Origin of the sequence: Sporosarcina gallistercoris (assembly GCF_014836415.1) — a bacterium.
In the GTDB taxonomy this organism is placed as follows: domain Bacteria; phylum Bacillota; class Bacilli; order Bacillales_A; family Planococcaceae; genus Sporosarcina; species Sporosarcina gallistercoris.
Genome location: NZ_JACSQY010000002.1, coordinates 26,510 through 40,399 on the forward strand (window position 1 = coordinate 26,510; position 13,890 = coordinate 40,399).

General features: G+C 44.6%; 16 protein-coding genes. 4 read left to right on the forward strand and 12 right to left on the reverse strand.

Annotated elements, in window-relative coordinates; all coding sequences use genetic code 11:
* Positions 1-108 precede the first annotated feature (108 nt).
* Complete coding sequence (gene cls / locus H9659_RS03395; protein ID WP_191688560.1) at positions 109-1,560, forward strand: cardiolipin synthase; 1,452 nt, start codon at positions 109-111, stop codon at positions 1,558-1,560.
* 254 nt (positions 1,561-1,814) lie between these two features.
* Here cls and H9659_RS03400 read toward each other — a convergent pair whose 3' ends face one another.
* Positions 1,815-2,678: a M15 family metallopeptidase gene (locus H9659_RS03400; protein WP_191688561.1), complete on the reverse strand. Its 864-nt coding sequence runs from the start codon at positions 2,676-2,678 to the stop codon at positions 1,815-1,817.
* A 179-nt stretch (positions 2,679-2,857) separates the two neighbouring features.
* On the opposite strand from H9659_RS03400, the gene H9659_RS03405 reads away from it, so the two are divergent.
* Complete coding sequence (locus H9659_RS03405) at positions 2,858-4,021, forward strand: MFS transporter (RefSeq protein ID WP_191688562.1); 1,164 nt, start codon at positions 2,858-2,860, stop codon at positions 4,019-4,021.
* Positions 4,022-4,065: 44 nt separating this feature from the next.
* Here H9659_RS03405 and H9659_RS03410 read toward each other — a convergent pair whose 3' ends face one another.
* The 3 genes from H9659_RS03410 to H9659_RS03420 form a co-directional block, all read right to left on the reverse strand.
* Positions 4,066-4,314, reverse strand: coding sequence for a hypothetical protein (locus H9659_RS03410; protein WP_191688563.1), 249 nt, complete (start codon positions 4,312-4,314; stop codon positions 4,066-4,068).
* Positions 4,315-4,403: 89 nt separating this feature from the next.
* Positions 4,404-5,258, reverse strand: coding sequence for a membrane protein insertase YidC (gene yidC, locus H9659_RS03415; protein ID WP_318240683.1), 855 nt, complete (start codon positions 5,256-5,258; stop codon positions 4,404-4,406).
* A 298-nt stretch (positions 5,259-5,556) separates the two neighbouring features.
* Positions 5,557-5,940, reverse strand: coding sequence for a hypothetical protein (locus H9659_RS03420; protein WP_191688564.1), 384 nt, complete (start codon positions 5,938-5,940; stop codon positions 5,557-5,559).
* A gap of 180 nt (positions 5,941-6,120) precedes the next feature.
* Here H9659_RS03420 and H9659_RS03425 point away from each other — a divergent pair, with 180 nt between their 5' ends.
* Positions 6,121-6,618 (forward strand): GNAT family N-acetyltransferase, encoded by a 498-nt coding sequence (locus H9659_RS03425; RefSeq protein ID WP_191688565.1) that lies wholly within the window; start codon positions 6,121-6,123, stop codon positions 6,616-6,618.
* Positions 6,619-6,669: 51 nt separating this feature from the next.
* On the opposite strand, the gene H9659_RS03430 is transcribed toward H9659_RS03425, so the two are convergent.
* From H9659_RS03430 to mntR, 5 genes are all read right to left on the reverse strand, one after another.
* Positions 6,670-7,149 (reverse strand): DUF4064 domain-containing protein, encoded by a 480-nt coding sequence (locus H9659_RS03430; RefSeq protein ID WP_191688566.1) that lies wholly within the window; start codon positions 7,147-7,149, stop codon positions 6,670-6,672.
* 126 nt (positions 7,150-7,275) lie between these two features.
* On the reverse strand, positions 7,276-7,557 hold the full coding sequence (locus tag H9659_RS03435) for a GNAT family N-acetyltransferase (protein WP_191688567.1): 282 nt from the start codon (positions 7,555-7,557) through the stop codon (positions 7,276-7,278).
* A gap of 64 nt (positions 7,558-7,621) precedes the next feature.
* The gene (locus H9659_RS03440; protein WP_191688568.1) at positions 7,622-8,506 is read right to left on the reverse strand and encodes a DUF1002 domain-containing protein; all 885 of its coding nucleotides are present in this window, start codon (positions 8,504-8,506) and stop codon (positions 7,622-7,624) included.
* A 54-nt stretch (positions 8,507-8,560) separates the two neighbouring features.
* A complete protein-coding gene (locus H9659_RS03445; RefSeq protein ID WP_191688569.1) occupies positions 8,561-9,421 on the reverse strand; it encodes a CvfB family protein in 861 nt (286 codons plus the stop codon).
* 37 nt (positions 9,422-9,458) lie between these two features.
* A complete protein-coding gene (gene mntR / locus H9659_RS03450) occupies positions 9,459-9,866 on the reverse strand; it encodes a transcriptional regulator MntR (protein ID WP_191688570.1) in 408 nt (135 codons plus the stop codon).
* Positions 9,867-9,998: 132 nt separating this feature from the next.
* Here mntR and H9659_RS03455 point away from each other — a divergent pair, with 132 nt between their 5' ends.
* Positions 9,999-10,154, forward strand: coding sequence for a lmo0937 family membrane protein (locus tag H9659_RS03455; RefSeq protein ID WP_156138007.1), 156 nt, complete (start codon positions 9,999-10,001; stop codon positions 10,152-10,154).
* Positions 10,155-10,197: 43 nt separating this feature from the next.
* Here H9659_RS03455 and H9659_RS03460 read toward each other — a convergent pair whose 3' ends face one another.
* The 3 genes from H9659_RS03460 to H9659_RS03470 are packed head-to-tail and all read right to left on the reverse strand — an operon-like array spanning position 10,198 to position 13,789.
* A complete protein-coding gene (locus H9659_RS03460; protein WP_191688571.1) occupies positions 10,198-11,304 on the reverse strand; it encodes a GNAT family N-acetyltransferase in 1,107 nt (368 codons plus the stop codon).
* Positions 11,305-11,331: 27 nt separating this feature from the next.
* On the reverse strand, positions 11,332-13,440 hold the full coding sequence (locus H9659_RS03465) for a heavy metal translocating P-type ATPase (protein WP_191688572.1): 2,109 nt from the start codon (positions 13,438-13,440) through the stop codon (positions 11,332-11,334).
* The gene (locus tag H9659_RS03470; RefSeq protein WP_191688874.1) at positions 13,433-13,789 is read right to left on the reverse strand and encodes an ArsR/SmtB family transcription factor; all 357 of its coding nucleotides are present in this window, start codon (positions 13,787-13,789) and stop codon (positions 13,433-13,435) included. The genes H9659_RS03465 and H9659_RS03470 overlap by 8 nt, the downstream gene beginning before the upstream one ends.
* Positions 13,790-13,890 lie beyond the last annotated feature (101 nt).

The following is a 13,890-nucleotide window of genomic DNA, read 5'->3' on the forward strand; positions in this document are numbered from 1 at the left end:
CTCCCGTCTCTTTCGGTTTTTCATGTTTCAAGTTATTGTTTTCAAGGACAAATTCACTCGTTCATGTATACTATAGAAATACAATACTTTCCTGAAAGGCGGCATACAATGGCAGGAATTATCGGCTTTCTAACAATTGCACTTCTAATCTTAAACATCCTGCTTGCGGGAGTTCTCATCTTCTTGGAACGGCGGGATGCAGCAGCGACATGGGCTTGGCTGCTTGTTCTATTTTTCATCCCTCTTTTCGGGTTCTTTATCTACCTTCTCCTCGGCAGACAGCTGCGGAAACGTCACTTGTTCCGCTGGTCGGGTCGAGATCGCATCGGTATCGAGACTTTGATCGACTATCAGATGGAAGCGATTGAAGATGAAAATTTTGAATTCCAGCTCGACGATACCGCTCATTACCACGATATGATTTATTTGCATCTGAGGAATAACCATGCGGTGTTGACCCAAGATAACGATGTCCAAATCTTCAATGATGGTGCCGCAAAGTTTGATGCACTAATAGAGGACTTGGAAGATGCCAAGGATCACATCCACTTCCAATACTACATTATGCGCCTCGACAAACTCGGTAGCAGGATCATGGACGTTCTCGTACGAAAAGCGAAGTCAGGCGTAAAAGTCCGCGTGCTCTTTGACGATATCGGTTCGAGGGGTTTGCATGTGAAACATCTAAAAGAACTTACAGATGCAGGTGGAGAAGTGGCAGCATTCTTCCCTGCTCTGTTACCGCTCATTAACCCTCGATTGAATTACCGTAATCACCGGAAAATCGTTGTGGTCGATGGCCGCATTGGGTATGTAGGCGGTTTCAACGTGGGGGATGAGTATCTCGGAATGAGCAAAAAGTTCGGTTATTGGCGGGATACGCATTTGCGAATTGAAGGAAGCGCTGTGCATCCGTTGCAAACACGATTTCTGTTAGATTGGAATCAGGCGTTGACTTCGAGTGAAGTCCAGTACAACGATCGCTATTTCCCTGTCATTCCACGCAAAGGTTCAGTCGGCATGCAAATCGTTTCAAGCGGTCCGGATTCAGAGTGGGAACAAATCAAGGATGGCTATTTAAAGATGATCTTCATCGCCAAAGAATATATTTATATTCAAACTCCGTATTTCATTCCCGATGTCAGTTTCTTGGATGCACTTCGGATTGCGTGTTTGTCCGGAGTCGATGTGCGGATCATGATTCCAAATAAGCCGGATCACATGTTTGTCTATTGGGCGACGTATTCGAATATCGGCAGTTTGCTGAAGGCCGGGGCGCGTGTTTACATTTACGAAAATGGATTCATCCATGCGAAGCAGATTGTTGTGGATGATGAGCTGTCGACGGTCGGTACTGCGAATATCGATGAACGCAGTTTCCGTCTGAATTTCGAGATTAATGCATTCATCTATGATCGCGAGAAGTCCCGTGAGCTTGCGGAGCTGTTTGAACAAGACATTCAGTTGTCAACTGAGTTGACGTATGATATGTATTTGGATCGCTCACGTACCATTAAGATCAAAGAGTCCGTTTCAAGATTGTTGTCCCCTATTTTATGAAGTCTTTGCTTGTCGAGGCATCTCCTATTCGGAGGTGCCTTTTTTGATGGGGGTGGGTTGCTTGAGCGGATTCAGGGATCACTTGAGCTGTTTTGGGACCTGCTTGAGCGGATTCAGGGATCGCTTGAGCGAATCAGCGACTGCTTGAGCGGTTTCACGGCCCGCTTGAGCGGATCGGCAAGCAGCGGAGAACTTCAATGCATCTTCTGACAATGACCCTATAGAAAAAAGGACTGCTGGAGGCAGTCCTTTTTTCAATCCACTCCGAGGTATTCTTCGAGAGTAATATTTTTCTTAAAGATCTCTTCAGCTATAGGCTTTCCGACGTAGCGATAATGCCACGCTTCATGCATATATCCTGTGATTTGTTCTTTGTGATTCGGGTAACGCAAAATGAAACCATAGCGATGTGCGTTGGCGAGTAACCACTTACCTGCCTCTGTCGAACCGAATGAAGAGGATGCCCAGTGCTTTTCATGATTCACTTCTCCAATATCAAATGCCAGGCCTGTCTGGTGTTCTGAGTATCCTGGTCTTGCGCTGTAGCGATCCGCCGCTTCCGCTCCATCCCGGTCTGCATAACGATTATAGAGCGTCACTTGATAATCGTAAGAACGGTATGTGCTAAAAGCGGTTAAGTTGAAACTTGAAAGTTTTGCTTCAGCGGCCATTTCTTCAAATGCAGCACGGGCTTCTTTACTTTCCCCGGGTGCAAAGGTTTCCGGCAATGGGTATTTTTTGTTGGCAATCAAGATGTTTTTAACATAGGTCGGCTCTTTTGGCAATTGCTGTCCCTCCACATATCCCCCATCAAAAGGTTGGTCATCCTCGCTTGGTTCTTCAGGCTTCACTTCTGCAACAGGCGGATTTTGTTCATCTGCTTCTCCGTCTTCAATACTTGGTTCGGACTTTGTGTCTTCTGCTCCAAGGGGGGGTTCAGGCAATTCATTATCCGAATTTGATAATCCGGCTTGTTCCAACGTTTTCTTAACGTCCCAACCATTGGCGCCTATCCATATTACCAGTCCTGCGATCGCGGCTACGACAATAAGTAACATCGCTTTCAGCACTTTAGACTGTTTCTTGCCCGTTCTTCTTCTGTCTTGTCTTCGCTTCATGAGAGTATTGCCTTCTTTCATCATTATAACTTGCTATCTATTTTCAGTTTCTTGAATATTACAGGATCATTACAAACAGTCCATTTCATAGTCTACCATCAATTCAGTCTCAGGACTACTGTGCCTTTTTAAAAGTGTATGCTATGATTAATTTTCCAGTTTGATTTTTTAGATGAAGGATGATTCTATTGGCTAACCAACGATGGCTCTCTGCCAGTTTTTTTGTTTTCTTTTTTACGTGGGGAATTTTCCTTCCCTATTGGACCGGATGGTTGACCATTGAAAAAGGTCTCGCAGTTTCAACAGCAAGTGTCATCATGGGAATCGGAATGGCCGCAAGAGCACTCACTACTTTTCTTGTCTTTCCTGTATTGACCCATAGATCCTCTTTACGGAAAGTGGTTCAAGGATTATCAGTCGTCTCCTTGTTACTCGTCATCCTCTACTTGCCTGATTCACCATTATGGGCATTGGCAGCGATCACGATTTTCTTCAGCGCAGTCTATCCTATGATTTTGCCTGGTGTGGAGAGTGGTGCAACACTATTAATGCAGTCTGAGAAAATCCATTATGGGAAAAGCCGTTCGTTTGGTTCAATCGGATATACAGTCGCTTTACTGCTCGTCGGTGCGGCCACATCGATTTGGAGTGAGCAATCGATTTTGTATTTAATGATTGCCGGTCTTGCAGTGGCGGTTCTGTTTTTCATGAGAGGCGCCCCTGAGGTTCTTAATATTGCCCCTGACCGTACTACTTCAAATGTCTCTCAAACTAAGTTAAGGACGTTATTTCAGACAAAAGGGTTTCTAGTCGTAACCATATTAGCTGTATTGCTACAAGGAGCTCACGCTGCGTATTATAGCTTCGGTTTCATTTACCTGGCCGACCTGAATGTTTCAGGACTTTGGATTGGTGTCATCTTAAACGTTGCGGTGTTATTCGAGATTCTTTTTTTCCGTGTTTCAGACCGGATGCTTGCAAATGTAAAGATCTCAACGATGTTTTTAATTGCTGCAATTGGTTCAACCGTTCGTTGGATCGTTGTTTTCCTCTTCCCTATTACAGCCGTGTTCGTTGTGACGCAAATGTTGCATGCAATTTCTTTTGGGATTGCCCATTATGCATTCATCCAATACATATCCACTCGTCTTCCGAAACAGCAAATCGCCTCTGCGCAAGGAATGTATGCGGCGTTTGCCATGAGTTTGAGTACAGCATTTTTAACAATTCCTGCAGGATATCTATATGATATTTCTCCTGGACTTGCGTTTTTAGGAATGGCGGTGTGTACAGTTCCTGCTATCTTTATCGTACTCTTCACACGTCGTAAACTTGCATACTAAAAAAGGAAACGGCAGCGCTCAATGCGCGGTTCCGTTTCCTTTTTTCATCCTAATAGTCTTATAAACAATACGACTGCCAAGGCAATCGCAAACAACATCGACAGCCCTTGCATCCACCGGGATTCCCGAATCATCCCTTGACTCTTGAATTGCTTTGCTCGTGCACTATTTGTAAGTGCAAACAGTGCAAGCATTCCGATTAATGCATTTTGTAAATCCAGCTTGACGATGAAAAAGAGAGAAAATATGCCCGCCAAGGCAATACCAATTCCATAGATCCAGTTACTGTTCATCAGCATCCCATCCTTTTCACTGTTCGCTTATGCTGTAGTATAAAAAGAAGCCGGAGATCGCTCCCCGGCCAGTCGATTCACTATGATAGTTACTTTCCTTTTTTCTTGCCGTTCTTATGTTTTTCCTCTACCGGGTCGATGATTTCCACATCAACTTGACCGTCAGCTTCAACAGCTAGTTCAGCTGCAGTATGTTTGTAGTAGAATTTACGTCCAAGATACGTTTGGAATATCATGAACAGACCACCTACTGCCCAGTAAAGAGGAAGTGCTGCAGCGACTCGATACGAGATGAACATAATCATAATCGGTGAAATGTAGACGAACAATTTCATCTGTGCCTTCTGCTGTTCCGGCATTGTCCATAGTGAGACTCTTGCTTGAACGAAATATACAGCACCCGCAATAAGCATCATGATAATATCCGGTTTACCTAGCTCAAACCATAGGAATTTATGGCTTTTCACGACATCATCAGCATACAAGATTGCAAAATAAAGACCCATGATAATCGGCATTTGAATCACTAATGGAAGACAGCCCATATTCAGCGGATTCACGTTATGCTTGGAATAGAGACCCATCATTTCTTGCTGCAATTTCATCTGCTCTTCTTTGTTGCCTGATTCTTTTGCTGTTTTCATCTTCTTCTGGATGTCTTCCATTTCAGGTTTCAGCGCATCCATTTTCACTTTCATTTCTTGCTGTGATTTGTAATTTTTCAACATGAGCGGCATAAGGATTAAGCGGATCCCCATCGTAATAACGATGATTGCGAGTCCATAACTACCGCCAAATGCTTCTCCTAAAGTATGAAGCAACCATTCCATAGGTTTTACAAATAACCCGTAGAATGTTCCTCTTTGTTCCTGAACACTCGTACAACCACTTAGCAAAATAGCGGCTGTTGCCAACATCGTTATAAATCCGATTCTTTTTTTCACGAAATCCACCTTCACTATTTTTCAAACTATTAGCAACCCTGATTTTCTATAAGAACTTAGAATGGCTAACGGGGTTTTTTCAATTTCAGACGATCGGCGTCTCTTCAAAAAGTATACCCTAATCCCATTCACAATTACAATGAAACCTATCACGAAATAAGAGGTTTCAACCGGACAATACAAAAAAACCTGCATTTGGTGACAAATCAGTCACTTTGCAGGTTTTGAATCATATTAAACACTCGCGAATAGTAAAAGCAATTGGGTGGTTATAGGTCAACTGCTAACTAGGAGTTCTTCAGTTCGTTTTAGACTTATCCGAGTCGGATTTCGCTTCTTTCGACTCCAGCTCGTCCGTAATTTCTTCGTTTTCTTTTTTGTGGTAAAGCCCATCTTCTTTTGCGCCTTTACCCTTATCCTCCACTTTTTGGTTGTAGTAATGAACACTCGTCTGAGCCCCTTCACTCACCATCTTGTTATCCTGGAAGTCGTATGGATCAGACATTCCGCGCTTCGTATCATCAGAGTAATCAGCCTTTTTGGATTGAACAAAAGAATCGACTTTCGTAACTAAATTATTTACAGCTACTTGTGCTTTGTCACGATTCTCTTTTTTACTGAAATATGCATAAGCTCCAGCTGCAAGTGTTGCAAGTAAAATACCATTACGTTTTTTAGCCATGAAAATCAAACCTCCAGATTTTTACTTAAGTTTTAATATCGGTTCATGCTATTAAGTATACCCCACTTCAGCATTGCCAAACTCCGTTAACATTTCATTTTCATGACAAGTCTGACTATCGCTAGTTTTCAATTCCTTCATTTGTTATGATGAGAGAAAGATTGGTGAGGTGAAAGCGCAATGATTCGACAAATGATTGAGGAAGATATTGCCGCCGTTCAACACATTGCCCGTGAGACCTGGAAAGCTACGTATAAAGAACTTTTGCCCGAAACTGTCCAGCAGAAATTTCTCGATAGCGCTTATTCTACTCCTATGCTGTTAAAGCGCATGGAAAAGACAGAAGTTTTAATTGCCGAACGTGACGGTCGATCGGTTGGATTTTTTAACATGACACGGATCGATGAAGATGGAGATGCTGAACTGACTGCACTGTACGTTCTCCCCGACTATCAACGGCAAGGCGTTGGGATGGAGCTATTTGAAGGTGCGTTGACGCTGTTGGATGATGCTATCAAGCTATTCGTATACGTTGACGATTTGAATGAGCCTGCAAAAGCATTCTACGAAAAGCTCGGTTTTGAGTTACTTGAAGTGTTTGATGAAGATTTTGAAGGGGTTGCAGTCGAAACGGCACAATATGTTTATATGATTCCGCAATCCGCTTTATGCATTTAATACAAAAACGTCCCATTCGGTAAATCGAATGGGATGTTTTTGTATTTCGTTTTACAAAGGACGCATTCCGCCATCTTCAGGCGGTGTGTCGGTTATGATATGTTCATCTGGATACGTTGTTTTAGGTTTTTTAGTCAAGCAGAGAATACCTGCAATATAGAGCAAGATTGAAGTAAGAGATAGAATACCTCCCGTTAACCCTCCAAGGATAAACATGATTCCTGCAAGCTTCGGGTTTTTGTTATTCCAGATTTTGATCAAACCGATAATTGTAAGTACTAAACTGATGACCAGGAATACAACTCCGAGCCATAGGAAACCACCGAGCGTGTCGAAAATATTGAAAATCATATCGATATCTGCGGTTGTCATCGTTGGATCTGAATAGAGCTCCATCTCCATTTCCGTTCTGAAATCCGGATTCGTACTAAACATATTGAATATGACTGCCCCGAAAATGGAAGCTATGACTCCTAATACTGTAAATACCAATCCTATGATTCCTAATACTTTTTCTGCTGTTCGATTCACTTACATCGCCTCACTTTTTCTAGTTGATAGGTTACTATACGACTGACTTCCCGAAATGTTTCAATTTCAGAAGACTTCCTGAAAAAAGCGGAGCGCTTAAAGACCGCGTTCCGCTTTGATTTTCCGTTATGCTTTCACATCATTGTACTCTTCATACCTGTTGAACGCCGTTACAACGTATGAACAAACCGCTTCCATCTTCAAGTTGTTTTCCCGGGCATAGTCAGCAGCACGGTCTAGAAGTTTCTTTGCAACGCCCCCGCCACGAAGTTCTTCCGAAACGAAAGTATGATCCATCACCATGACATCTCCGAGAAGTGTCCACGTAATTTCAGCTAGCGTTTTACCACCTTGCTCTTTGCGAAATGCATATGCATCTCCGCCAAGATCTTTGTATTCAAATTCCATGAGAACAGCCTCCCTTTTAATTGGATGATTCGGGTACTTAGATAGTCCAACGGAACTTACTTATTTATTGAAACACGGATTTCACTGAATCCACAAGCCCTTTGAAAAATTCTTTGACGCTATCCCAAAAACCGGGATCGATTTCGCCTAGCTTATCTTTCACCTTTGAAGCCATGTCATCCAGTTGCTGTGAAAATTTAGAGAAATCGATGTCGAGTTTGCTAATCCGATCCATCAAGTCTATTAGTAATTGACGATCTGCATCACTTAGCTCGATCTTATGTTTCTCCAATTGATCTTTGACAATCTTTTCAACGTCTTCTTTAGTCGCAGGGTTTTGCTCTGAAATCTGCTGTTTGATATCCGTCAGTAAGCCAGCGACCTTGTCTTTATCCACGCCTTTTTCAGACAATGTCGTTGCAACGTCCAATTCATCATTGGCCACATCCGTCCGCTCTTTATCCAATGATTCACCGCTTACTTCGTAGGCTTTATAAATACCGACCAACGCAGAATGGCCTGTCACTTTTTTAGGAGCTGCCACTTCGACTTTAGCATCTTCAATACCTGCCGTCAGCATAGCTGTGGCGTACATGTCAGGTGTGACTTGGGTAATATTGTCTTGCGTGACAATGGAAATCACGAGTCCTTTACCCGCATCTTGACGCATGATTTTCGCTGAAGAGTACATGCGTGCATTCGGGTCGCCGTCTTTAATATACGTAACGAGGTCCTTTCCTGTCACGTCAATTTCTTCTACCTCAGCTTCTTCATCTACTTTCAGGCTCTTTTTCACACTAGCCCGTTCGTCCTCGGAAAGGTTGGCGCCGTACACTACGATTGGAACTCCAAGTTTTTCGTTAATGGTGGCATCTGCTGACGCCATGTTCGGTAACAGCAGTCCAACAGAAAGCATCAATGCAAGACTCGCAGTAAGCGTTCGTTTCATTTTCTTACCTCCTTGTTTCCAATACATACGAAATTTCCTTACAAAAGGTTCCCGTCACCCTTTTATGGACGTCCAGCCATCACGCTGTTCAATCTTACCGTCTTTCATCAATCTGCCGAGTGCACGTTTGAACGCACCTTTACTTAGACTGAACATTTCCTCGATTTCTTCGGGTGTCGACTTATCAGTAAAAGGCATTTTACCGTTCGTCTCTTGTAAATATGCAAAAATCATTTCTGCATCATCACCCAACCGCTCCTGTTTTCGAGGAAGGAGAGAGCCATTCAACGTACCATCCTCCTGGACATCAATAATCCGGACGTTCAATTCTTCCCCTAGGCGCGGCTCTGCAGCCATTTCGCTAGCGTGGATGAAGATACGGAAATTATCAGGTATGCTCAGCAGGAACGCACCTACAGGGAGCAATCGGTAAGGACGGGCAGTCAGGTTATCGTTCATGCGCCACTTTTCTGCAATTCCAATGACATCCAATACGCGTTCTTCTGTTGCGAGCCGTCCAAATATCGTACCTGCCGGATCTGTCCGAAGCGTCATATACAACGCATCATCGATTTTCGGCCATAATTTCCGTACATGCGGTAAATCTGCTTTGTTCACTAGCACTTCGAAGGCTGCGCCAATGTCAACGTACGCTCCGAATTTGTCATCGACCCGCAGAACCCGTGCCCAGCCATACGTCCCCATTGTCATGTGCGGCAATTGCATCGATGCTGCGAGTTCACCGCGTCGATTCATGAATAGGAATACTTCGGCTGTATCTCCTGCTTGTAACGTTTCCGGTGCTTCTGAAGCGTTCATGTACAATTCTGTTCCATCTAAATCAAGCGACCAGCGTGAGCCATCCTTTTCGAGTACTCGAACGTTCTGAATTGTTCCTGCAAGTGTATTTGTCATCTTATTCTCCCATTTCCTTAAATAATTGGTAGTAAACTTATTCGTTGCGCTGTTTAAGTGCAGTGACGAATTTTTGGTCTTCATTCATCGTTTGTACAAGATCTGTAATTCGATCCATCGCATCCCAGCTTAAATGATGCTCGATTCCTTCTACGTCACCGTAAATGTTCTCTTCCTTCACACCGATGATCCTTAGAAATTGTTCCAACAGTTCGTGTCGCTGCACGAGGCGTTCTCCAAAGTTACGGCCGCGCGTCGTCAGGCTGATATCTTTATAACGTTCATAAATGACGTAACCTTCCTTATGGAGCCGTTGCGCCATCTTCGTGACGGATGACGGAAGTACGGCGAGCGCTTCTGCGACGTCCGAGACTCTTGCCTGGCCTCTTGCTTCAATTTGCAAGTATATCTGTTCAATATAGTCTTCCATACTCGGTGTTGCCAATCCAAGCACCTCCGATAGCTTTTTTAGCCCGTTCCCCCATAAAAAATCCTGGATATGTTTAACGCAAATTGTTCGTGGGTATTTAAACAACATAACCAATTCAATCACAATCCCGAAAGGAGTGAACAACATATGGGTAAATTACTTTGGATTATCATTGTAGCACTAATTGCATTCTGGTTGCTCGGACTAGTTTTCAAAATCGGTGGCGGCCTCATTCATATCTTGCTCGTTATCGCATTGATCGTATTTATTCTTAATATGATTTCCGGTAGACGGTCAGTTTAAATAAAGGGATGTCGGGGTTTTTCTCCGACATCCCTTTTCCACTTTAATTGGTGACCTTCGCATATACGACAGTGTTTCTCAACTGCGTTCCGTCTGCTGACCGGTCATCATTTTTTAAAATAGCTTCCTGTTCAAAGCCTGCCCGTTCTGCAACGGCACGGCTTTTTTTGTTGAGTTCATCACATCGGATCTCCACGCGCCGTGCTCCTAATTCATCGAAAGCAAACTCCACAATCCGTTCTACAGCCTCTGTCATATATCCTTTTCCTTCAGATCCATCGGCAAGCCAGTAGCCGATCTCGAATTTCGGAATCGACCAATCGATCCGGTGTAATCCTGATGAGCCGACAAAGTCACCTGTTTGTTTCTCGAACAAGTGCAGTCTTAGATCTTTTTTCAGGATGAAATCTGCAATCGCCTGACGCATTCGTTGTTCAGTATCCTCTAAGCCTTGTGGCTGATGCGCCCACGGCATCCATTGCCGCAGTTTCGGTAATGTTTGAAGAATCGCGTTATTGACATCCGACACATCACGCAATGACGGCACACGGATGAGTAACCGTTCAGATTCGAATTGCTCGGGGAAATCAGGAATTTCTTGAATCGTTTGAGGCTCTTCGTTATCCTCCCAGATTACCGGAGTTTTTTTGCCGGCCATATAATCTTCTCGTGTGATTCCATAGGTAATGGCATCGTAGTAACGGTCTTCCTCTGGTGAAAACCACGCTTGCCGCAAGTGGCCTTCTTTTACAAAACCTGAACGCTCGAACGTCTTACGCATCGCTAAATTGTCATGACGCGTGTGACCTGCCAGCCGGTTCTTTCCTTCCGGCAGTCCAAACACATAGTCCGCCATGAGTCGCAGTGCGCTTGCACCATATCCTCTGCCTCGGTAGCGGTCTGCGATACGCAGATCGAATAACGGGACATCATCTTGTAAATCATGAATTTTTGCAATCCCCACTTTTTCACCGCTATCATTGACGAGCCAGAACGTTTTGACTTCATCCGACTCGTATCCGCCTTCCCGGATCGCTTTTTCGATCAACTCACGACCCGAGTTTTCTTGCATATGAAATGGCCATGTATTCGTTGTCATGAAGTGGATCAGCTGTTCTTGTTCCACCATTGTCCATTCTTTAAGTTGCATCAGGAAGTTCCTCCAAACGACCGCTTCTTACTTTTGGATCCGCATTAATCGAAGTGAATTCAACACCACTAACAGCGTTGCACCCATATCTGCGAAGATTGCAATCCATAGCGTCAGCCAGCCTGGGATGACGAGAAGCAGTGCAGCAATTTTTAGTCCTACTGCAAACATAATGTTTTCTTTGATAGTACGCAACGTTTTTCTACTCAAAGTCACGGTATAGGGCAATTGTGCAAGATCGTCTGCCATCAGTGCGATGTCTGCAGTTTCTAGCGCGGCATCAGTCCCTGCGCCACCCATTGCGATTCCGACGGATGCTGCGGCGAGTGCGGGTGCATCATTAATGCCATCTCCGACCATTGCAACCCGTTTCTTTCCTTCGCTCAATTCCCGGATAGCGACAAGTTTGTCTTCCGGCATGAGTCCTGCTCGGACGTCGTCAATGCCTAAACGAGCTGCGATTGCTTGCGCCGTTTTCGGATCATCTCCAGTTAGCATTACAGTAGTATCAACACCGATTTCTTTTAATCGTTCCAGAACGGGTTTACTTTCCGTCCGGACAGGATCCGCTACCGCGAATAGACCTGCAAATGCCCCATTTATCACAGCAGCCATCACGGATTTGCCTTCCGTTTGCATGTCTGCCGCTTGTACCTTAGCTGTTTCAGGAAGTTCGGTGAGTTCTTCGATCCAGCGAAGGCTCCCGACAGAAACACTTTTCCCAATTACATCTGCAACGGCTCCTTTGCCTGTGACGGATTGGAAATTTTCCGCTTGTAACACTTTCAGGTTCCTTGCTTCCGACGCATTGACAAGTGCTCGAGCCAGCGGGTGTTGGGAAAGGCGCTCCACTGCCGCTACGGACTCCAGGAGATGCGCTTCCTCTACTCCATTTGCAGTGATGATATCCGTCACTTCCGGATATCCTTTCGTCAACGTACCGGTTTTATCGAATGCAATGGTTTTGATATGCCCCATTTCCTCCAAGTGGACGCCGCCTTTTATGAGCACGCCTTGACGTGCTGCGTTCCCGATCGCGGTGACGATTGCAACGGGAGTGGACACAACGAGAGCACAGGGACAGCCGACAACAAGAACCGCGAGTCCTTGATAAATCCAAGTTTGCCAATCCGCTCCGAGAAGTGGCGGAATCACGGCTGTCAGTGCCGCAATGACGATAATGGCTGGTGTATAGTACTTAGCAAACTTGTCGATGAATTGTTGCGAAGGTGCCTTTTCCGCCTGCGCATCTTCAACTAGATGAATGATTTTAGCAATCGTCGTGTCTTCAACTAATTTTGTAACCGTGACTTCAAGGGATCCTTCCTCATTCAGCGTGCCTGCAAACACATGATCCTCTGATTGCTTAGCGACGGGGACCGATTCACCGGTGATTGCAGCTTGGTTGACTGTTGAATATCCCGAGCGCACGACTCCGTCCATCGCTATTTTTTGCCCTGGCTTGACGATTAAGACATCCCCGATGCGGATCTCTTCAGTCGGCAATTCAAATGTTTCATCATTCCGACGGATGATCGCTGAAGGAGGCGCAATGTCGACCAAGCTGCTTATCGATTGTCGTGCTTTGTTCATGGAATACGATTCAAGTGCTTCACTGATTGCAAACAGGAGCACAACTACAGCGGCCTCGCGCCACTCACCGATGATGGAAGCACCGATAATCGCAATTGTCATAAGTGTGTTCATATCAAATTCAAGACGGACCAGGTTTTTGAGTCCATCGATGAACATCGAAGTTCCCCCGACAACGATGGCTATTGCAAACAAGGAGATAGCCCATATGTTGGTCTCTCCGTATTTAGTAGATGCAAATAAGCCTGCTGCTAGAAATACGAGAGAAATAAGCGAGACGATGTTTTCTTTACGCTTGAAAAACGGTATTTTCCGAATCGGTTTACGCTGGGTTACAGGAACGACCCGAATGCCGTCAAAGGCTCCTGCGGATTCGAGTTCTTCGACTGTAGCGTCTCCTGCAAATGACAATTTACTTGCGCCGAAGTTGACAGCCGCCGCTTCAACGTTAGGAAGACGACTGACGTTTTTTTCGAATTTCATAGCACAATTTGCACAGGTTAAGTTTTCGAGGCGGTATTCAGTCCTGTTCGTTTCAGCCATTCTCTTCACCTTCCATCGTATGTTCATGCGCAATTTTCACGAGTTGTAACACGTGATCATCTGCAAGTGAGTAATAGACCATCTTGCCCCTCCGTTCCGAGCGAGCTAGTCCGTTTTCTTTCAAATATCTTAGATGATGAGAGGCCGTCGCGTTCGATGAGCCAATAATAGCACCGACATCACACACACAGAGCTCGTGTTTCAGTGTTAATGAATATGCGATTTTGAGTCTTGTTTCATCTGCGAGTGCTTTAAAGAGCTGCACCATGTTTCCGACGCGCGGCAATTCTTCCTGGATTTCAATTACGAGCGCATCGTGGATAATCTGTTCATCACACGTATCAACCATTTTCAATTTCTTCCGCCTCCTCATCATTCAAATGTCTGTTTGATTGTAAAGATAGTATATGCGTTATTCTGACGATTTGCAACTACTATCAAACGTTCGTT

Coding starts and splice junctions, on each gene's coding strand:
- H9659_RS03460 (WP_191688571.1), bottom strand. CDS start 11,304: ATGCAACTTAAAGAATGGACAATGGTGGAACAAGAACAGCTGATCCAC.
- H9659_RS03420 (WP_191688564.1), bottom strand. CDS start 5,940: ATGGCTAAAAAACGTAATGGTATTTTACTTGCAACACTTGCAGCTGGA.
- H9659_RS03405 (WP_191688562.1), top strand. CDS start 2,858: ATGATTCTATTGGCTAACCAACGATGGCTCTCTGCCAGTTTTTTTGTT.
- H9659_RS03435 (WP_191688567.1), bottom strand. CDS start 7,557: ATGGAATTTGAATACAAAGATCTTGGCGGAGATGCATATGCATTTCGC.
- H9659_RS03455 (WP_156138007.1), top strand. CDS start 9,999: ATGGGTAAATTACTTTGGATTATCATTGTAGCACTAATTGCATTCTGG.
- H9659_RS03400 (WP_191688561.1), bottom strand. CDS start 2,678: ATGAAGCGAAGACAAGACAGAAGAAGAACGGGCAAGAAACAGTCTAAA.
- cls (WP_191688560.1), top strand. CDS start 109: ATGGCAGGAATTATCGGCTTTCTAACAATTGCACTTCTAATCTTAAAC.
- H9659_RS03470 (WP_191688874.1), bottom strand. CDS start 13,789: ATGGTTGATACGTGTGATGAACAGATTATCCACGATGCGCTCGTAATT.
- H9659_RS03465 (WP_191688572.1), bottom strand. CDS start 13,440: ATGGCTGAAACGAACAGGACTGAATACCGCCTCGAAAACTTAACCTGT.
- H9659_RS03440 (WP_191688568.1), bottom strand. CDS start 8,506: ATGAAACGAACGCTTACTGCGAGTCTTGCATTGATGCTTTCTGTTGGA.
- H9659_RS03445 (WP_191688569.1), bottom strand. CDS start 9,421: ATGACAAATACACTTGCAGGAACAATTCAGAACGTTCGAGTACTCGAA.
- H9659_RS03410 (WP_191688563.1), bottom strand. CDS start 4,314: ATGAACAGTAACTGGATCTATGGAATTGGTATTGCCTTGGCGGGCATA.
- H9659_RS03425 (WP_191688565.1), top strand. CDS start 6,121: ATGATTCGACAAATGATTGAGGAAGATATTGCCGCCGTTCAACACATT.